Annotated in this window: 23 protein-coding genes; 17 read left to right on the top strand and 6 right to left on the bottom strand. The window is 31.4% G+C overall.

The features are described from left to right. Position 1: 1 nt before the first annotated feature. The 3 genes from ABWO08_RS01420 to ABWO08_RS01410 are packed head-to-tail and all read left to right on the top strand — an operon-like array spanning position 2 to position 1,918. Positions 2-616: a hypothetical protein gene (locus ABWO08_RS01420; RefSeq protein WP_353083255.1), complete on the top strand. Its 615-nt coding sequence runs from the start codon at positions 2-4 to the stop codon at positions 614-616. 11 nt (positions 617-627) lie between these two features. Beyond that, positions 628-1,326 (top strand): hypothetical protein, encoded by a 699-nt coding sequence (locus ABWO08_RS01415; protein ID WP_353083253.1) that lies wholly within the window; start codon positions 628-630, stop codon positions 1,324-1,326. Positions 1,327-1,348: 22 nt separating this feature from the next. Continuing rightward, on the top strand, positions 1,349-1,918 hold the full coding sequence (locus ABWO08_RS01410) for a TPM domain-containing protein (RefSeq protein ID WP_353083251.1): 570 nt from the start codon (positions 1,349-1,351) through the stop codon (positions 1,916-1,918). A gap of 138 nt (positions 1,919-2,056) precedes the next feature. Here ABWO08_RS01410 and ABWO08_RS01405 read toward each other — a convergent pair whose 3' ends face one another. Both ABWO08_RS01405 and ABWO08_RS01400 read right to left on the bottom strand, forming a co-directional pair. Then, positions 2,057-2,257 carry a hypothetical protein gene (locus tag ABWO08_RS01405; RefSeq protein ID WP_353083249.1) on the bottom strand — a complete coding sequence of 67 codons (201 nt, stop codon included), beginning with the start codon at positions 2,255-2,257 and terminating at the stop codon, positions 2,057-2,059. Between the two features lie 215 nt (positions 2,258-2,472). Continuing rightward, positions 2,473-2,787: a rhodanese-like domain-containing protein gene (locus ABWO08_RS01400; RefSeq protein ID WP_353083247.1), complete on the bottom strand. Its 315-nt coding sequence runs from the start codon at positions 2,785-2,787 to the stop codon at positions 2,473-2,475. A 155-nt stretch (positions 2,788-2,942) separates the two neighbouring features. Between ABWO08_RS01400 and ABWO08_RS01395 the strand changes: the two genes are divergently transcribed. The 4 genes from ABWO08_RS01395 (at position 2,943) to ABWO08_RS01380 (ending at position 5,272) form a co-directional block, all read left to right on the top strand. Next, positions 2,943-3,401 carry a MarR family winged helix-turn-helix transcriptional regulator gene (locus ABWO08_RS01395; protein ID WP_353083245.1) on the top strand — a complete coding sequence of 153 codons (459 nt, stop codon included), beginning with the start codon at positions 2,943-2,945 and terminating at the stop codon, positions 3,399-3,401. Between the two features lie 5 nt (positions 3,402-3,406). Beyond that, a complete protein-coding gene (locus tag ABWO08_RS01390) occupies positions 3,407-4,039 on the top strand; it encodes an NAD(P)H-dependent oxidoreductase (RefSeq protein WP_353083243.1) in 633 nt (210 codons plus the stop codon). Between the two features lie 25 nt (positions 4,040-4,064). Continuing rightward, entirely contained in the window at positions 4,065-4,628 is a 564-nt protein-coding gene (locus tag ABWO08_RS01385) for a YceI family protein (protein ID WP_353083241.1), read from the top strand. Positions 4,629-4,705: 77 nt separating this feature from the next. Beyond that, the gene (locus tag ABWO08_RS01380) at positions 4,706-5,272 is read left to right on the top strand and encodes an anthranilate synthase component II (protein ID WP_353083239.1); all 567 of its coding nucleotides are present in this window, start codon (positions 4,706-4,708) and stop codon (positions 5,270-5,272) included. Positions 5,273-5,385: 113 nt separating this feature from the next. Here the strand turns inward: ABWO08_RS01380 and yaaA are convergent, their stop codons facing one another. After that, entirely contained in the window at positions 5,386-6,147 is a 762-nt protein-coding gene (gene yaaA, locus ABWO08_RS01375; RefSeq protein ID WP_353083237.1) for a peroxide stress protein YaaA, read from the bottom strand. Between the two features lie 130 nt (positions 6,148-6,277). Here yaaA and ABWO08_RS01370 point away from each other — a divergent pair, with 130 nt between their 5' ends. The 9 genes from ABWO08_RS01370 (at position 6,278) to ABWO08_RS01330 (ending at position 16,019) form a co-directional block, all read left to right on the top strand. After that, positions 6,278-6,823 (top strand): IS1096 element passenger TnpR family protein, encoded by a 546-nt coding sequence (locus ABWO08_RS01370; RefSeq protein ID WP_353083235.1) that lies wholly within the window; start codon positions 6,278-6,280, stop codon positions 6,821-6,823. A gap of 84 nt (positions 6,824-6,907) precedes the next feature. Then, a complete protein-coding gene (locus ABWO08_RS01365) occupies positions 6,908-7,267 on the top strand; it encodes a four helix bundle protein (protein ID WP_353083233.1) in 360 nt (119 codons plus the stop codon). A gap of 43 nt (positions 7,268-7,310) precedes the next feature. Next, entirely contained in the window at positions 7,311-8,369 is a 1,059-nt protein-coding gene (locus ABWO08_RS01360; protein ID WP_353083231.1) for a nucleoid-associated protein, read from the top strand. A gap of 161 nt (positions 8,370-8,530) precedes the next feature. Then, a complete protein-coding gene (locus tag ABWO08_RS01355; protein WP_353083230.1) occupies positions 8,531-10,324 on the top strand; it encodes a BamA/TamA family outer membrane protein in 1,794 nt (597 codons plus the stop codon). A 55-nt stretch (positions 10,325-10,379) separates the two neighbouring features. Then, positions 10,380-11,726 carry a DEAD/DEAH box helicase gene (locus tag ABWO08_RS01350; protein WP_353083228.1) on the top strand — a complete coding sequence of 449 codons (1,347 nt, stop codon included), beginning with the start codon at positions 10,380-10,382 and terminating at the stop codon, positions 11,724-11,726. A 97-nt stretch (positions 11,727-11,823) separates the two neighbouring features. After that, positions 11,824-13,752: a BatA domain-containing protein gene (locus tag ABWO08_RS01345; protein ID WP_353083226.1), complete on the top strand. Its 1,929-nt coding sequence runs from the start codon at positions 11,824-11,826 to the stop codon at positions 13,750-13,752. A gap of 40 nt (positions 13,753-13,792) precedes the next feature. Next, positions 13,793-15,046: a dihydroorotase gene (locus ABWO08_RS01340; protein ID WP_353083224.1), complete on the top strand. Its 1,254-nt coding sequence runs from the start codon at positions 13,793-13,795 to the stop codon at positions 15,044-15,046. Beyond that, positions 15,046-15,372, top strand: a complete 327-nt coding sequence (locus tag ABWO08_RS01335) for a magnetosome magnetite crystal formation protein family (protein WP_353083222.1) — start codon at positions 15,046-15,048, stop codon at positions 15,370-15,372. Before ABWO08_RS01340 ends, ABWO08_RS01335 begins: the two co-directional genes overlap by 1 nt. Before the next feature lie 8 nt (positions 15,373-15,380). Then, positions 15,381-16,019 (top strand): alpha/beta hydrolase, encoded by a 639-nt coding sequence (locus ABWO08_RS01330; protein WP_353083220.1) that lies wholly within the window; start codon positions 15,381-15,383, stop codon positions 16,017-16,019. A gap of 32 nt (positions 16,020-16,051) precedes the next feature. On the opposite strand, the gene ABWO08_RS01325 is transcribed toward ABWO08_RS01330, so the two are convergent. From ABWO08_RS01325 to ABWO08_RS01315, 3 genes are read right to left on the bottom strand one after another with little or no spacing between them, the layout of a single operon-like run. Further along, a complete protein-coding gene (locus ABWO08_RS01325; protein WP_353083218.1) occupies positions 16,052-16,531 on the bottom strand; it encodes a hypothetical protein in 480 nt (159 codons plus the stop codon). 37 nt (positions 16,532-16,568) lie between these two features. Beyond that, on the bottom strand, positions 16,569-17,060 hold the full coding sequence (locus ABWO08_RS01320) for a hypothetical protein (protein ID WP_353083216.1): 492 nt from the start codon (positions 17,058-17,060) through the stop codon (positions 16,569-16,571). Between the two features lie 2 nt (positions 17,061-17,062). Beyond that, a complete protein-coding gene (locus ABWO08_RS01315; RefSeq protein ID WP_353083215.1) occupies positions 17,063-17,827 on the bottom strand; it encodes an MBL fold metallo-hydrolase in 765 nt (254 codons plus the stop codon). Between the two features lie 120 nt (positions 17,828-17,947). On the opposite strand from ABWO08_RS01315, the gene ABWO08_RS01310 reads away from it, so the two are divergent. Continuing rightward, on the top strand, positions 17,948-19,420 hold the full coding sequence (locus ABWO08_RS01310) for a TonB-dependent receptor (protein WP_353083213.1): 1,473 nt from the start codon (positions 17,948-17,950) through the stop codon (positions 19,418-19,420). Positions 19,421-19,559 lie beyond the last annotated feature (139 nt).

The following is a 19,559-nucleotide window of genomic DNA, read 5'->3' as shown; positions in this document are numbered from 1 at the left end:
AATGGGAAAGAACATACATTTTGTAATAGAAGAAAAATCATGGAGTGCTGGAATTTCTAAAGTTGACAGAAATAAAGTTTACGGACATGTTGAAGAAATTATATCAGATAGCAATGGCGAATTGTGCTCAGTTGCATCTATATTAGAGGATGGGCAAACGATAATTGTTTCGGGTGCTACAGCATTAAAAACAGTTGATTCTGAAAATAAAGAAATTAGTAAAGACGTTATAAAAACAGTAAATTTAGATGGAACCGATGCCATATTGGTTCCTTCATCATATGATATTGATGTAGTGTTGACACCCGGAACTCTAAATGATTTATTTAATTTAGAGATAACCACAGTTTACCAATTAGTTTGGGATGACGAAGCGGCAAAACTTGATTTAATTTCATATTTAAATACAAACAAAGTATTGAAATTTGTATTCAATTACAGAGCCGATTACGAAGGAGCTGATGCCGTTTTAATAACCGCTCAAGACCAAGTATTTGCTCTTACTGGAAAATTATTGGAGTTTAAATTCTTGGAAAATAAACAAATTATTATTGCAGAGGATACTGAAAATGAACCAACAGTTGAAGAAGATGCAATGGATTTCGGAATGCTATAAAAACTATTATTATGTCAAGATATATAAACTTAGGAGATACAAAAGGTAGAAATGCAGAAGTTATTTTTACCAACTTTACAAAGAAAAGCAGCGTTAAAAAACAAACTACTGATGGGAAAGAAGTATTTAGTCAAAAGATTTTAAAATATACATCAAAAAATTCTTATCCAGCTTTATTGAACCAATTTGGAGATGCTTCAAAAGTTGCAAATGAGTTAATCAATGGAAATCCAGAAATCGACTTAGAAATGAGTGGCAGAATGATTCAAGGATCCAGCCGATTAATTATTGATAAGAACCTAAAACCTGTTTCCAAAATCAATAAAAAAGAAGTGGTTTTTACTCCAGATGGGACCATTACCGAAGAGCGAATTCCAAAAGAATTGATTGCAAACATTTTGGGTGAAATACCGGTTAAACTTACAGGAAAACTTTTTCCTAAAAACGAAATTTACAACAAATTAGTTTTTGCAAAAAAATACCAATTGTCACATATAAATGGATTGACTTTTGACTTCTTGTTTGAAATTGCAAAAGAACTTAGTGATAAAGATTCTTTGATGATGCTTGCTGCAGGTGCAAAATCAAATGAGCCTTTAGTATTTCAGGACGGAGGAAAAAGCTACCGTGGTTTCTTGGAAGGAAGAGTTAAAGAGGGTTCTTATATCCTTTTGTTGCACATAACCAATTTAGAATTGAAAGCAATTTAATAAATAGAAAAATAACTAAATCATGAAACATAAATTTATAATACAAATTCCAAAATGTATTCTTTTTTACTTTTTTGCAATTAATTTGTATGCTCAAAACACACAAGAAGTAAAAAGTTATAGTCTGATAAATAAATCAATAGAATTATCAAGAAAAGAGTTTTGGGATAACTTGCCAAAACCAACAAATTGGACAAACGATTATGAGAATCTTTATTCCGATGCTGAACAAAAAACACTAGATAGTATAATAACCGAATTTGAAAGAGAAACAACATTTGAAATTGCAATTGTAACAATTGACACAATAAAAGTAGCAAAAGAAAATTTTAATAATTTATCAATGCATATTGCAAAAACTTGGGGGATTGGAAAGAAAAATAAAGATAATGGAATATTAATTTTAATTTCTAAAAGTCATAAAAAAATTAGAATTGAAAATGGAACCGGAACAGAAAAATTAATAAAAGAAAAAGAAACTTCAGAAATAATTCAAAATTATTTTCTTGCAGAATTTAGAAAAAACAAATTTTACAATGGAACTCTAAATGGATTAAAAGCAATAATTAAACTTTTGAAATCAAAACTTTAATTAGAAAAACTTACTACCAACTAATTTTTGGCATAAATTATTTTTTCACTTAAAAGTGACTTTAATCAAAGTTAAAGTTTAAATATTTGTCCAAATATAATTTTAATATCTAAATACACTTCAAAAAAATAAATATAATTATACTTCACCAATAATATAAACCATTACTACAAGAAGTAAGAGAACTGGCCAAAACATAACACAACCCCAAATCTCTAAAAAAGTTAAACGAGTGGCAGCTTTTGACTTATGAATAAAATAATCAAGCGCAATTGCAATTACTACACCGCTTAACAAGTAAGGTATTGAAAAAATGACATTAATTAGACTTTCTATCATAATAATTTGGATTTTAATTTAATAATAAACCAACTTTATCAATACAAAACTAAATTTCAAGTTGACATAAAATGTCTATTTACAAATAATTTATTGACGATTTCTATTATTTATTTTTTTCAGTATTTCCAAATCCGACATGAAATAGTTCGAGAGAACTCCTCTCTGCTCCACAAAAATAGCCTCTAAAATTTTTAGAGGCTATTTTTAATTTTTTACTCCGGAGCAACAACAGCACCTTCCCAATGCATCATTCCTCCTTCTAAATTATATGTATTGGCAAAACCCATTTGATTCATGATCGAACAAGCTTGTGCGCTTCTTCCGCCTGCTTTGCAATACACATAATAATTTTTTGATTTATCCAATTCTTCCAATCGATAAATAAAACCCTGCCCTTTATATATATCATTTAAAAGCGCTCCTGGAATAACTCCCTCTTGCCATTCGTCTTCGGTACGTACATCTAGTATTACTGCATTGGCATCTGCTGCCAATTGGTTAGCCCAATCTTCTTGTGATAAGTTCATATTAATTATTTTTTTTCAAAAATAGGAAATTTCTTTCATTTATAAACAGTAGCATTCATAGGGCTTAAGCATATCTTAACAAAAAAATAACAAAACATTTGTATATACAAATAAAAAATATTTACATTTGTATCTACAAATATTATGGGTGTAAAATGGAAATTGAAAAAATAACCAAATCAAATATTAAGCTGGATGATTCTAAAAAAATCATCTTGAATATTATTTATACTCAAAATGTTATTACCGATAAATTTAATGAAATCATAAAACCATATGATTTGTCAAGTGAACAATATAATGTATTACGAATTTTAAGAGGTCAAAAAGGCAGTCCAGCCAATATGAGTATCATTCAGGAAAGAATGTTATCCAAAAACAGTAATACAACAAGGCTAATTGATAAATTACTCTTAAAAGAATTAGTTACAAGAGAAGTTTGCCCAAATAACCGAAGAAAAATTGAAGTTCTCATAACTAATAAAGGTCTTGAATTATTAAAGATTTTAGATCCTAAAGTAGCCGAAAACGAAAATCAATTTGCTGAAAATTTAAGTAACGACGAAAAAATAAAACTTAACGCCTTATTAGAAAAATACAGAACCTTAAAATAAAAACTATGAGTCAATTTAATGAGAATGCAAAATGGCGTTACGCCACTAAAAAATTTGATGCTTTTAAAAAAGTGTCTGCTGAAGATTTAGCAACTTTAAAAGAAGCAATTCGCCTATCTGCATCTTCATTTGGCTTGCAATTATACAAAGTAATTGTGGTTGAAAACCCAGAAGTAAGAGCAAAACTTAAAGAGGCCTCTTGGGGACAGGCGCAAGTTGTTGACGCGTCCCACTTAATTGTTTTTGCTAATCAAACAACAGTAACTGATACTGATGTTGATAGCTATATTCAAAACACCGCTAACACAAGAAACATTCCCTTAGATTCTTTGTCTGGTTTTAGTGATTATATGAAATCTACTATCAAAAACATACCCGATGATATCAAACCAATTTGGACTTCAAAGCAAACCTACATTGCATTGAGTAATTTATTAAATGCTGCAGCAGAGCTTAAAATTGATGTTACTCCTATGGAGGGATTTGTAGCTGCACAATACAATGAAATTCTAGGTTTAGACAAACTAAATCTAAACGCAGCACTTGTAGCTCCAATAGGATACCGCCATGAAGAAGACGCTACACAACACGTAGCTAAAGTTAGAAAATCAAACCAAGATTTATTTATTACAATTTAATTTCTAATCCCTAATATTTAACAAAATGAAAAATTTAAAAACAATCGCAATCGCATTATTAATGGCAGTTTCAACAATTGCTTCAGCACAAATGAAAAAAGTAGATGCTTCAAAAAGTAGTATTACTTGGATAGGTAAAAAAGTGACTGGTCAACACAGTGGAACTATCAACTTAAAAGAAGGAAGCCTTAATTTTAAAGGAAAAAAATTAACCGGAGGTTCTTTCGTGGTTAATATGACTAGCTTAAACACTACTGATTTAAGCGGTGAATACCAAGAAAAACTAAACGGTCACTTAAAAGATGATGATTTCTTTGGAACTGAAAAATACCCAACTTCTAAATTAGTTTTCAAAAAAATCACTGATAAAGGAAATGGAGTTTACAATGTAACTGGCGATTTAACAATTAAAGATGTAACTGCACCAATCAACTTTGTAATCACAGTTAAGGGCGCTACAGCTACTACAGCTTTAAAAATTGACAGAACTAAATTTGGAATTAAATACGGTTCAGGAAGTTTCTTTGATAGCCTAGGAGATAGAGCTATTGCTGATGAATTTGAATTAAATGTGAATTTACAGTTCTAATCAAAACTTATCTTATATTAAAAAACCTTAAAGAATTCTTTAAGGTTTTTTTTATGCAGTTATATTATATTTGCTTAATGAAAAAAATAGCTCTCATAGATAATTACGATAGTTTCACTTTTAATTTAGTTCATTATTTGGAAGACTTAAATTGCGAAGTTTTGGTTTTTCGAAATGATGAATTTGACTTAGACGAACTTAAAAATTTTGATGCTATTTTACTTTCTCCCGGACCCGGAATTCCTTCAGAATCAGGGATTTTATTAGATGTTATTAAAACATATGCTTCAACAAAAAAAATACTCGGAATTTGCCTTGGACATCAAGCAATAGGCGAAGTATTTGGGGCGACACTTCAAAATTTAAATACGGTTTATCACGGAGTAGCAAACACCATCACGCAAACTAGTGATGACAACTTATTCAACAACTTACCTCAACAACTAGAAGTTGGCCGCTATCATTCATGGGTAATTAACAACGAGGAATTTCCAGAAACATTAGAAATAACTTCACTTTCTGAAAACGGAGACATCATGTCGATTCGACACAAACTATATAATGTAAAAGGGATTCAATTTCACCCTGAAAGCATCTTAACTCCGCAAGGGAAAATAATATTATCAAATTGGTTAAGTGAATGAAAAATATTAAACTATTAATTTAATAAAATAAGTTTAAATAATTGAAAATAAATTATTTAACACACAATAATAGATATTATCTATATATAAAAAGATATATAAAAAAGGAGAAATTACCGAGTAAAAACCAAAGTACTTCCTTTACTCAAATTAGCATCAAAAGCGTAACCTTCATAATTAAATCCTTTCAAGTCATCTAAAGTTTGCGCATTGGTATCTAAAATATATCGTACCATCATTCCCCTAGCCTTTTTAGCAAAGAAACTAATCATTTTTAGTTTGCCGTCTTTGTAATCTTTAAATTCTGGAGTGATTACTGGAACCTTCAATTTTTTTACATCTATCGCATCAAAATATTCGGCGCTTGCAAGATTAATAAAAAGTTCGTCTTTATCTAATTGCGAATTCAATTCTTTAGTTAAAGTTGCCTTCCAAAATTCATACAAATTCTTTTTAGTCCCAATAGCAAGTTTGGTTCCCATTTCCAATCGATACGGCTGCATTAAATCCAATGGATTAAGCAAACCATACAATCCAGATAAAATTCGCAATCGGTCTTGTAAAAGTTTTATTTTGTCTTCTGATAACGAATAAGCATCCAGGCCAACATATACTTCCCCACTGAAAGCAAAAATAGCAGGACGCGCATTTTGAGGAGTAATTTCTGCCACATTTCGCTCCTGATTTCGCTGCCAATTTAAATCAGCCAACTTTTCAGAAATATCCATTAATTCAGCTATCTGTTTGGGTTTTTTCTTTTTTAGAACTTTATCTATTGCAAGTGATTGCTTTTGAAATCCATATTCCGAATATGCCTTTGTAGGCAATGGCGATTCAAAATCTAAAGTTTTGGCAGGAGAGATTACAATTTTCATAACAATACGGTTAAAAATCCAAAAATACAAATTCCTTTTCAATAAAAAATATTATCAACAAATCGTATTTCTTAATTCGATATTCTTAATTAATATTTTACATTTGAGCTCTCAAATAAAATTACAACCTATGGTCTATAAATTTAGAGTAATTCTAGATGCAGAAGAAGATGTATTTAGAGATATCGCCATCTTAGAGAATGATACTTTAGAAGATTTACACAATGCAATTGTTAACGCTTTTGGCTTTGACGGATTGGAAGTAGCTTCTTTTTATACTTGTGATGACACTTGGAATCAAGAAGACGAAATTCCGATGTTTGATTCAGGTGATGTTCCTGGAGAAACCAAAATCATGAGCGATTATACTCTAAATTCTATTTTAGATAATGAAAATACTAAGATCATTTATGTTTATGATTTTATCAATATGTGGACTTTCTTAGTGGAGCTTGCAGCAATTGAAGATTCAATAGAGCCCGGAGTAATCTACCCTAACTTGTTGTTTACTCATGGAGAAATGCCTGCAGAAGCAATGGAAAAACATTTTGTTTCCGACTTTGATGAAGAAGAAAGCTACAATGAATTTGAAGACGATTTAGACGAAGACGATTTAGATATGTTTAGCGGAGACGACAGCTTTGAAGATTATGGATTCGAAGAGAATTGGAATTAAATTCTTTTAGGCTCTGAGACACTAAGAAAAAAAAGGTTCTGAGATTTTTATTGTATATTTAATTGAACTTAAATATTAAAAATCATGAGTAATTTTAGAAACCTTCTCATTTGGCAAAAAGCCATGAACTTAGTGACAAATACTTACAGTAGTACTATACAATTTCCAAAAGAAGAAATTTTCGGATTGACTTCACAAATTAGAAGATGCATAATTTCAGTACCGAGTAATATTGCAGAAGGCTGCGGAAGAGAAAGCAACAAAGAATACTTAAGATTTTTAAATGTGTCAATTAGTTCCTTATTTGAATTTCAGACACAATTGGAAATTGCAAAAAATATAAATTACATAAACGAAATAGAATTTAATAACCTTTATGAGGACAGCCGTGAGTTAGAGAGAATGCTTGTTTCCTTCATTAACAAAATAAAAGAACGAAACTAAAACCTCAGCAACTTAGGACCTAAACACCTTAGCAACTTAAAAAATGATTAACCTATTTAATACGCACATTGAAACTTTATCTATTCATAAAGTTGGAAATAAAAGCCGCAATGAAGCAATTTTCTTATCTGATAACCAATATGGGTTAAATGACGAAATAGTTCCAATATTAAAGGAATACTTTTTCAAATCTTTCCGAGAAAAAGAAGAAAATTATTATCAATTTGCTCATGAAGTAGATTTAGAATACAATGAAATGTTCAAATTGGCAGATGAGATTTTTACCAACCCAAGTGCTGTTCACGAAGTTTCTAAAAAAATCACCCAGCATTTATTTGAGCAATCCAATCATCCACACATTAAAAATGGAGAGGTTTATGTGACTTATTTAACTAATGTATCGATTGATAATAATATAGTTGATGCAATAGGCGTTTTCAAAAGTGAATTGCGTACCGATTTCTTACAATTTGAAGAAAAAGAAAGTAATCTTGAAATGATTCTTCAAGAAGGTATTAACTTAAATAAATTAGACAAAGGCTGCCTGATTTTCAATCACAAAAAAGAGGAAGGTTACAAAATTTTAACTGTTGACAGCAACCGCTATGATGCGCGCTATTGGCTGGAGCATTTCCTTTCGGTAGATGCGTTTCAGGATGAGAATTTCATGACCAAAAAATACTTGAAATTCTGCCAAGAATTTGCAAAAGAAATTGTTTTTCCTGCCGAAGATAAAAAGCAAGAAGTAATGTTTATGAATCGTGCGGTGAATCATTTTGCCAAAAATGACAACTTTGAAGAAACAGCGTTCTTGAACGATGTAATGGAAAACCCAGACTTGATTCCGGAGTTTAAAAGCTATAAAGCAGACCGTGGAGAAAAATACAGCATTGAAGATGTAACAACTTTTCCTATTGCTAATGCAGCAGTAACTGACGCTAGAAAATCAATGAGAAATGTTATTAATTTAGATACAAATATTCAAATTAAATTAGATTTCATTAATGCTGAAAGCGTTGAAAAATTTGTAGAAAAAGGATGGGACGAAGAAAAACAAATGTATTATTACTTAGTATATTTTAATAAAGAACAAAAATCATAACCCTTTATATTAAATCTAAAATCCCTATTTATTAGGGATTTTTTGCTTTGTTAAAGACTTAGTTTTTCAAATATATTAATGATATCTTTATAAACTAAATAAACACTCTACCATTGCGCTATTATTTATACATATTGGTCTATTTCTTGGGCTGTTTCAATATGATGGCTCAAATAAGCGTTCCTACAAAGTCTGATAGTGTGTATGCCAAAATTTATAATAAATCGCAAGAAAAGAAATTTTACAAATTTTTACATAAAGTACTGTTTCGTAGTGTTGATGCTTCTGAAATAAGCAATAAAAAAAGACAGAATTCTGCTTCAATTGCTCCTATTCCCTATTCAAATTACAATTGCAAAATAATTAGAAATATCACAATTGAAACACTTGATCCATTTGGGTTTTCAGCAGAAAACAAAAATAGTATTCCCACAAATAAATTAGAAAAAATTGGAAACTCCTTGCACATAAAAACAAAAAACTGGACAATCCGAAATTTACTATTATTCAATAAATATGAAGAATTAGATTCCTTATTAATAAAAGAATCAGAGCGTTTAATTCGTGGGCAGCGGTATGTTCGAAGTGTGAAAATTTTGCCAGTAGTTATACCAAATTGCAAGGATTCAATTGATGTTTCTATTCGGGTTTTAGATACATGGAGTGCTGCCATAACGGGTGCCTATGCTAACAACGTGTCAAATTTTGACATCAATGAAAGAAATTTTATAGGATTAGGACACGAATTTGATATTAATTATTTAAAAAGTTTAGACAACAGCACGGCAAATAATTATGGGTATGATTCCAAATATACTATTCCAAACGTATTAAATACTTTCATAAATACTTCGGTTGCTTCTAAAAAAGATCTAAACAACAACACCTATAAATCAATAAAAGTTGACCGACCTTTTTTCTCTACATTCACCCATTGGGCGGGAGGAATGTATTTTGACTACAAGTCTTTCAATCAAACTCTTTTTGATCAAAATTCGATTGCAGTTACTCAAAACTTCAATACCAATTCGTATTCCTTTTGGGGAGGTCATTCATTTAATGTTTTTGGAAGGAAATCAGAAATTTCTAAAACCTCTCACCTAGTTGTTACAGCTGGATTTACTAATTCAAATTATCAAACAAAGCCCGACATAACACTTGATCCACTTCAATATTTTAGTTCTTCCAAATTAGCATTATCAACCATTGGAATTTCTACTCAAAAATTTTATCAAGACAAATATTTATTTCGTTTTGGAAACGTAGAAGACATCCCTTATGGAAAATTAATATCATTTACAGGAGGTTTTGAAAATAAAAACACAATAAACAGAGCCTACTTTGGAGGCCGAATTGCTTATGGAAACTATTTCAATTTTGGTTACTTACAAGGAAATTTTGAAACCGGAAGTTTCTTTAATAATGGAAAATCAGAACAAAGCATTTATAAATTTGAATTGAATTATTTTACCAATTTATTCCCAATTGGATCCTGGAAATTTAGACAATTTTTCAAACCCGTTTTAGTTCTTGGCACCAATAGAATAAACACGACACAAGACCGATTAAACCTAATTGATGTAAATGGAATTCCAGGTTTTAATAGTGCTCCGCTTACAGGTACAAAAAAATTCTTAGCCACATTTCAAACGCAGTCTTACAATCAAAAAGAGTGGTATGGTTTTAATTTTAGCCCATACATTAATTTCACCTTAGGCTTTTTAGACCAAGGTGATCAAATCTTTTTTAGCAACAAAATGTATTCTCAAATTGGAGTTGGAGTATTGGTAAACAACAATTATTTAGTATTTAATAGCTTTCAATTATCCTTTTCTTACTATCCTTCATTACCTATTGAAGGAAGTAATATAATAAAAACCAATACATTTCAAAACAATAACATTGAGTTTCGTGATTTTCAAATTGGGCAGCCAGCGCTTATTCCTTATCAGTAATTGCAAGTAGACTAAACCCAAAAGAATTCCTTACCTTTGCCGAAAATAATACCTAATGAGTACTTTTGAGCAATTCAATCTTCCTAAATCTTTACAAAAAGCAGTCGATGATTTAGGTTTAACTACCCCAACTCCTATTCAGGAAAAATCATTCTCCTCTATCATGTCGGGAAGGGATGTTATGGGAATTGCACAAACTGGTACCGGAAAAACATTAGCCTATTTATTACCTCTTTTAAAACAATGGAAATTTGTTCCAACCGATTCTGCTCGAGTGGTGATTATTGTCCCAACAAGAGAATTAGTGGTGCAAATAGTTGAAGTTATTGAAAGTTTAACCCAATACATGTCGGTTAGAACTTTAGGTATTTATGGCGGTGTAAACATCAATACGCAAAAGAAAGCGGTTTATGAAGGCATTGATATCTTGGTTGGAACTCCAGGAAGAACCATGGATTTAGCTTTGGACAATGTCGTTCGATTTGATTCGCTTCAAAAATTGGTAATTGATGAATTTGACGAAATCTTAAACTTAGGATTCCGTTTTCAAGTGACTTCCTTATTATCAATGATGAAAAACAAGCGTCAAAATATCTTATTCTCGGCAACCATGACCGATGAAGTAGATGAAATGCTTGAAGAATATTTTGAACTACCTGAAGAAATTACTTTAGCTCCATCAGGAACACCTTTAGAAAAAATTGAACAATTAGCGTATTCAACTCCGAATTTTCTAACCAAACTAAATTTGCTGAATCATATTCTTGCAACAGATGAAAATACGAGTAGGGTTTTGATATTTGCAAATAATAAAAAGTCAGTTGATTTAATTGCCAACAGTATTGAAGAAAATTACCCAGAACAATTTGGTGTTATCCACTCAAATAAATCACAAAATTACCGATTAAACACCATGGCTTCATTTCAAGCAGGTGAATTACGAGGTATTGTTACCACTGATGTAATGGCGCGTGGATTGGATATTTCGGATGTTACTCATGTAATCAATTTTGAATTTACTGAAATTCCAGAGCAATACATTCACCGTATTGGTAGAACTGGTCGTGCGGATAAATCGGGTATTGCCATAAGTTTCATTAGCCCAAAAGAAGAAGAAATTCAAATTGAGGCAGAAATGCTAATGGAAAAAGAAATTCAGTTTTTAGATTTTCCAGAAGATGTAGAAGTAGCCGAGCGTTTATTAGAATTTGAAAAGGATAAAAAGAAAGTAAAACAACTTTTAAAACGCGTAAAACAAGAAGGTGGCGCTGCTTTTCACGAAAAATCTAAGAAAAATCAGAAAGTTAATCTTGGTGGTCCAGCTAAAACTAAGCCTCGAAAAACCGAATCGAGGAATCGCGGTGTAGAACGAAAAAGAGATGCTAAAAAGAAGAAAAAGTAGCAATCAAAAACTAGGAATACTGCAGTGAATAAAACTTTTAAACCTTTAAACTTTTAAACCTTTAAACTTTTTATTACTTTTGACAAATTAATTTAAAATGCAGTTCCAACATCCAGAAATTCTATATTTCCTTTTCTTATTGGTAATTCCAATTCTGGTGCATCTTTTTCAGCTTCGTAAATTCAAAACCGAATATTTTACGAATGTAAAATTCCTTAAAGAACTTGTTGTTCAAACCCGAAAAAGTTCGAAAATTAAAAAATACTTATTACTAGCAACCCGATTATTATTGCTTGCTGCATTAATCCTTGCCTTTGCAAAACCCTTCTTTATTGCTAAAGACCACAAAGACGCAAAAAACGAACTTTATATTGTACTCGACAATTCGTTTAGTATGCAGGCCAAAGGTCAAAAAGGGGAATTACTAAAAAGAGCCGTACAAGATTTATTAGAACACACCCCCGAAGGCGCCAATTTTTCCTTATTAACTTGTACTGATAATTATTGGAATACCGATATAAAATCGATTCAAAAGGAATTACAGAATTTAAAATACAGTGCAACCCCTTTTCAATTAGAATCCATACTTTCAAAAATTAAAGCACACAAATCGGCGTTTAGAAAAGACATAGTTGTCATTACCGATGCAGTTGGATTGCAATCAAAAAATACTCCTTCAAAAAGTGAGGACGAAAATTTATATTATATAATTTCGGAAGCCGAAAAAACAAACAACATTGCCATTGATAGTGTTTTCATTAATCAAACCATGGATAATTTTTATGAAATTGGTGTAAAATTAGCTGCTTATGGAGAGGATTTTAATGACATTCCGATTGCATTATTCAACAAGAATAAATTAGTGGCGAAGACTTTAGTAAATCTTGAATCAAAAAATAAGGTTATTAATTTCACCATTCCGAAAGCCGATTTTCATGGTTATGTATCAGTTTCTGACAACAGCTTAGAATACGACAACTGCTATTATTTTAGTCTTTCAAAACCTCAAAAAAGCAATGTAATTAGCATCGGGAATAACAATAAAAGTCAATTTTTATCACGAATTTATACAGATTCCGAATTTAATTATTCCAATACAGAATTATCCGGTTTAGATTATAATTCAATCGAAAAACAAGATGCTATTGTATTGAATGAGCTGAAAGAAATACCTCAAGCCTTACAAACAACATTAAAATCATTCGCCGAAAAAGGCGGAAATATTATAATTATTCCAAGCGAAGAAGCGTCAGTCTCCAATATGAATGCATTTTTATCAACCATAAGCAGCATTCAATACAAAACAAAAAATAGTACTGAGAAATTAGTGACTAAAATTAATTTTAGCCATCCCCTATTCAGCAGTGTATTTGAAAAACAAGTCACTAATTTTCAATTTCCAAAAACAAAAACTTCTTTCGAAATAAGTAACACTTCACCCGTAGTATTAGGCTATAATGATCAAACAGCGTTTTTAAGTTCCTCACAAAGTGAAGTTGCGACTGCTTATGTTTTTTCAGCTCCATTAAACAAATTGAATAGCAACTTTCAAAATTCACCTATTGTAGTTCCAGTGTTTTACAATATGGGACAAAATGCTCAAAAAGTGGGAATCAATGTGTTACAGATTGGAGAAAATAAACCATTTTTAGTCGATTCAAAATTAGGTAAAGATGAAATTGTAACTGTAAAAAACAATAAAGAAAGTTTCATCCCATTGCAGCAACTACTTAACAATAAAGTAAAAATTACTTGTAATGAAAATCCAAAAGAAGCCGGGAATTTTGGAATATTCAACAATCAAGTTCCTGTAAATACAGTTAGCTTTAATTACAGCCGTACCGAAAGCAATTTAGACAACATCAATACTAATTCATTTAATAATTACAAAGAGATAAGCAATGTAAGTTCTATTTTTGATACACTTCAAGCAAACCGAAGTGACAATCAAATGTGGAAATTATTTATTTTATTATCTTTATTATTTATTATACTTGAAGTATTAATTCAAAAATTTGTAAAATGATTTTTAACTCATTCGAATTGAAAATCCAATAAACTAAAATATGAAAATCCTAATCCGAGAAGCCAAGATTATCGACCCTAAAAGTCCGTTTCACCAACAAATTGTTGATGTAAAAATTGGTGATGGTATCATTGAACAAATTGGAAAAAATATTACTAATCCATCCGATTACAAGGAAATAAGTCATTCCAATTTACACCTATCTCAAGGTTGGATGGACAGCAGCGTTTCGCTTGGTGAGCCTGGCTATGAAGATAGAGAAACAATAAGCAACGGACTTCAAGTAGCTGCAAAAAGCGGTTTTACTGCAATAGCCTTACAACCTAATAGTTTTCCGGTAATTGACAATCAATCACAAATACATTTTGTAAAACAAAAAGCAGCACAATCGGCAACCGATTTATATCCAATTGGCGCCTTAACGAAAAACAGGGAAGGAACCGATTTAGCCGAATTATTAGATATGAAAAATGCGGGAGCCATAGCCTTTGGAGATTATGGAAAAAGTTTAACTAATGCCAATTTATTGAAAATTGGGTTGCAATATGTTCAAGATTTTGACGGATTAGTACTTGCTTTTTGTCAAGATGAAAAAATAAAAGGAAGTGGCGTAGTTAACGAAGGTATTGTCTCAACCCGATTGGGATTAAAAGGAATTCCGAATCTTGCCGAAGAACTTATAGTAGCACGAAACTTGTTTTTGCTAGAATACACCGGTGGTAAACTTCATATTCCAACAATATCTACAGCCAAGTCGGTTGAATTGATTCGTGAGGCTAAAGCCAAAGGACTTCAAGTCACCTGTAGCGTTGCGGTTTCTAATTTGGTTTTAACCGATGAAAAACTAGATGGTTTTGATACCCGCTTTAAACTTTCACCTCCGTTAAGAACCAATGAAGATCGATTGGCACTACTTGCAGGAGTTACAGATAATACCATTGACATTATTACTTCCGATCACAATCCGATGGATATTGAACACAAGAAAATGGAATTTGATGGTGCTAAAAATGGTTCAATTGGACTGGAAAGTGCTTTTGGAGCTTTACTTACCGTTTTACCTGTAGAAACTATTGTTGCAAAACTTACAAATGCCAAATCGGTATTTAATGTAACAAATTCCGAAATTGCAGAAGGCAAACCAGCTAACATTTCTCTTTTCTCCACAGATGGCGAATGGATTTTTGCAAAAGAAAATATACTTTCTAAATCTAAAAATTCGGCTTTTCTTGGAACCAAAATGAAAGGAAAAGTAATCGGAATCTACAACAATAAAACTTTTATTGAGGCGTAATGGATCAAAAAACAATTGACGAAGGAAAATCGGCAGCCATAACCAGCTATATTTTAATTGTAGGTGTTTTAATTGCCATTTCTATGAATTCAGAAAATAAGAATTCATTTGCTTCTTTTCACATCCGCCAAGGATTGGGTTTAACCCTAACTTTCATTACTTTGGGAGTTTCTATTAGCTATTTTGAAAGCATTATGATTGCAGCACCCATGTGGATTTTCATTTCAATATTGACCATTTATGGAATTTTCACTGCTGCCAAAGGAGAAACAATTCCGTTGCCTTTGTTAGGGAAATGGTACCAAAAATGGTTTAGTAATTTTTAATTTTTCTTATGACACTTCACCATTTAGTTAGAGCTCCAAAAATTATATTAGATAAAAATCCATTACTGTTATTATTACATGGATATGGAAGCAATGAAGAAGATTTATTTTCTTTTGCGTCTGAACTTCCAGAGGAATATTATGTAATATCAGCTAGAGCACCATTCGATATGGGCTTTGGGAGTTATGCGTGGTATGCCATTAATTTTGATGCCGATGAAAATAAATTTTCTGATATTCCACAGGCACAACAATCTAGAGATTTAATTGCAAGTTTCATTGATGAATTAATTGCGAATTATCCTATCGATTCCTCAAATGTTACTTTAATTGGATTTAGTCAAGGTACGATTTTGAGTTATGCAATTGCACTCTCCTACCCTGAGAAAATTCAACGAGTGGTTGCTATGAGCGGCTATTTAAACACCGAAATGATTAAACCAAATTTTGAAAATAATAATTTTAGCAATCTAAAAATATTTGCTTCTCACGGGACGGTAGACCAAGTAGTTCCAGTTGACTGGGCTAGAAAAGCCGCACCTGCATTAACGCAACTAGGAATAGAAATAGTTTATAAGGAATATCCTGTGGGTCATGGCGTTGCTCCACAGAATTTTTATGATTTCAAAAATTGGTTACAGCAATAAAAAAAGTCTCAAATGAGACTTTTTTATTTTTATTATTGCGCGTCCGGATTATCCGAACCGGAAACTTTACTTCCTATTTCACCATCTCCAGAAAAAACCACTTGTCCAGCTTTTTTAAGTTGGTAGCCATTTTGAGCAATTAATTGGTAATCTTTAAAAACCCATAATTTATCTGAAGTGCCTTTAGTAACAATAAATGATTTATCGTCTGGTAAAAATATTTCGGCTTGATCTCCTTCTTCATTAAATAAAACATAGGCGCACAAAGTTTCATCTTCGGTTGCAGCATCTGAAGCAGGATTTAACTGAATTCCAGTAAAGGCTTTTACACATTCTTTGTTTAGCTTAGACCACGTATAACCGGCAGAAGCCAAACAACCGTCATCATCTTTATCTGCGCCAAAAATTGTTGAATCTTTAACAGGCGCTTTTACTTCTTCATCAGTAGCATCATTTAATTTACAAGAAATGAAAATTGAAGTTATTGCAATTACTATTAGTAGGTTTTTCATAAGATTAAAATTTTATTGGGCTTAAAATTTTATTGATTTAGTATTCTTGTTTCGGATAAATAAAAGTATCCATTATTTGAAAGGTTATTTTTCCGTCTTTTTCAACAAAATATTTAAGTACAACATCGCCCCAATATTGACCGTCACTGTAGTCAGCAATAATCCAACGGTGGTTTAGAATTTTTATTTTATTGATAATGAATTTTTGTTCTCCTAATTTCTCTTGACCTGTGTAAATATTTCCTTTTGGATCGTCATTATATGCCAACAACGCCTCTTTAATTTGTGGCATTAGCTTTTGCAAATCATAATCAACAAAATATTCTTTAGCAAAATCATTGTTCTCTAACGAAAAATGGTCGGCTTCAAATAATTTATTGGTAACTACTGATATACTGTCTTTATAGTACTTTATTTCACTTTCATTTTTTTTCATTTCAAAAGAAAGTGCTTTTGAATAATACATATAGGTAAAAGCAGCAACTAATGCCGTTAAAATAAATAAGTATAAATACAATTGTCTTTTCATTGCTAAAGTGCTATTTCTAAATTATCATAAGCCAAAAAAACATTAGAAGGTAACTTCTTTTCAACTTCGTCATGAAAGCCTAATAAATGACTAATATGTGTAAAGTATGCTTTTTTGGGTTGCACCAAAGTTACAAAATCTAGAGCTTCCTGCAAACTAAAGTGCGAGTGGTGCATATCCTCTCTTAAGGCATTGATAACCAAAACATTTACACCTTTTATTTTTTCGATCTCTTCGGAATCAATGGATTTAACATCGGTTAAATAAGCAAAATCATTCATTTTATACCCAAAAACCTGAAGATTGGCATGGTAAGCATTAATTGGAACAACATGAATATCGCCAATAATAAACGGGATATTATTCTTTACTTCAATTGCTTGAACTGAAGGCGCTCCTGGATACCGATTTTCAGTTTCAAAAATATAATCAAAACGTTTTTTTAAATTTTCAATAACTCGTGTATGAGCATATACTGGAATTTTACCTTGCTTAAAATTAAATGGTCTAATATCATCAATTCCCGAGGTATGATCGGCATGTTCGTGTGTAAACAAAAAAGCATCTATTTTACTGCATTTCGAAGTTAGCATTTGCTGTCTAAAATCGGGGCCACAATCTACTACTATTGAAGTATTTTCGGTATGAATCCAAACGGAAACTCGAAGCCTTTTATCCTTCGGATTTTCACTTTTGCAAACCTCGTGGTCGCTTCCTATAACAGGAATACCTTGAGATGTGCCAGTACCTAAAAAATAAACTTTCATAAGTATTAATTTGGGAATTAAACCAAAAAATTAAATCTTCGTTAAATTAATACAAAAATAGCATTAATTATCTTTTTATAAACACCATTTTTTCTAACTTTGCTACCTATTAACTAGATTATGGGAAATTCCGGATTAGACATAAAATTAAAAGGAGACAAAGTAATTGAGCAAATACCCTCAATTAAAGACAAGGCTTTACGCATAAATTTGAACGAAAACATTTACGGAACTTTCGCAGAAATTGGTGCTGGGCAAGAAACCGTTCGTCATTTTTTCAGAGCTGGTGGATCTTCTGGAACTATCGCAAAAGCAATGTCTGCTTATGACAAGGATTTTAGTGATGCTATTTATGGAGTGGAAACGGATGGCCGTTATGTTACTGAAAGTAGACTAACCCGAATGCTTTCTCATGAAGTTGAATTAATTGAGAAAAGATTAGACCGAGCAAAACACCCAAATAAATTATTCTTTAGTTATGCTAATACAGTTGCAACTATAGATTTTGCAAAGCAGTTTAAAGGCCACGGTTGGGTTGGAATTAAATACCAATTAGAGCCTGAAGAAGAATATAACGAAATTATTCTTCACATTCGATTTAAAGAAACCGATGCCCGTTTGCAACAAGAAACACTTGGAATTCTTGGTGTAAACTTAATCTATGGAGCATTTTACAAATACAATGATCCAAAAAAATTACTTCGTTATTTATACGATCATCTTGATAAAGATCAATTAGAAATTGATACAATTAACTTTTCTGGACCTCGATTTGCTAATGTAGACAACCGATTAATGAGTTTGCAATTGGTAAAAAATGGAATGACAGATGCCGTTATGTTCAGTCCAGATGGACACAATATTTTACCTGCAGCTGTTTTATATAAAAAGAACATTCTAGCATTAAGAGGAAGTTTTCGTCCGGTTACTAAGGTGAACATGGACATGTTGGAACGTTCCCTTGAGATGTTTACCAAAGAAAATAAAGTAGAAAAAGAAAATACTTTTGTAATATTTGAAATTACTTTATCTAACCTTCGTTCGGAAGGTGAAATTGACGAGAGAGATTTCATGGATCGAGCTGAATTACTTTGTTCACTTGGACAAACAGTTATGATATCTAATTTCCAAGAATACTACAAAGTGGTTGAATATTTCTCAAGTTATACTAAAGCCCGAATGGGGTTGGTAATGGGAGTTAATAATTTAGTAGATATTTTTGACGAAAAATACTATCGACACTTAAGTGGAGGTATATTAGAAGCTTTTGGAAAATTATTCTACAGAGATTTAAAAGTTTACCTATACCCAATGCTTGAAGATGGAGAAGTCATAACTTCACAAAATCTAAAAGTACATCCTAGAATGAAGGAATTATATAAATTTTTCGCCTATAATGGAAAAGTAATTGATGTTGCCGGATATGATAAAGAAAATTTAAAAATCTTTTCTCGAGAAGTATTAAAAATGATTAGTTCGGGCACAAGTGGTTGGGAAAGCTTACTTCCAATAGGTACCGCAGAGCTTATTAAACATCATAAACTATTTGGCTACGATCCTAATAAAGTATTAGAAGATGTAACCAATGCATAAATTTCAAACCTCAATTTTCAATTGAGGTTTTTTATTTTATAAGTTATTTCCTAATTAATTAGTTTTGAATTTGTTCAATACAATATTAATTATTAATTTTATAAAAATATTTAACTATCCTATAGTTAATTCTTCAGTC

Source organism: Flavobacterium sp., assembly GCF_040383245.1.
Taxonomy (GTDB): Bacteria; Bacteroidota; Bacteroidia; order Flavobacteriales; family Flavobacteriaceae; genus Flavobacterium.
This window is presented reverse-complemented; position numbering and strand designations above follow the sequence as displayed.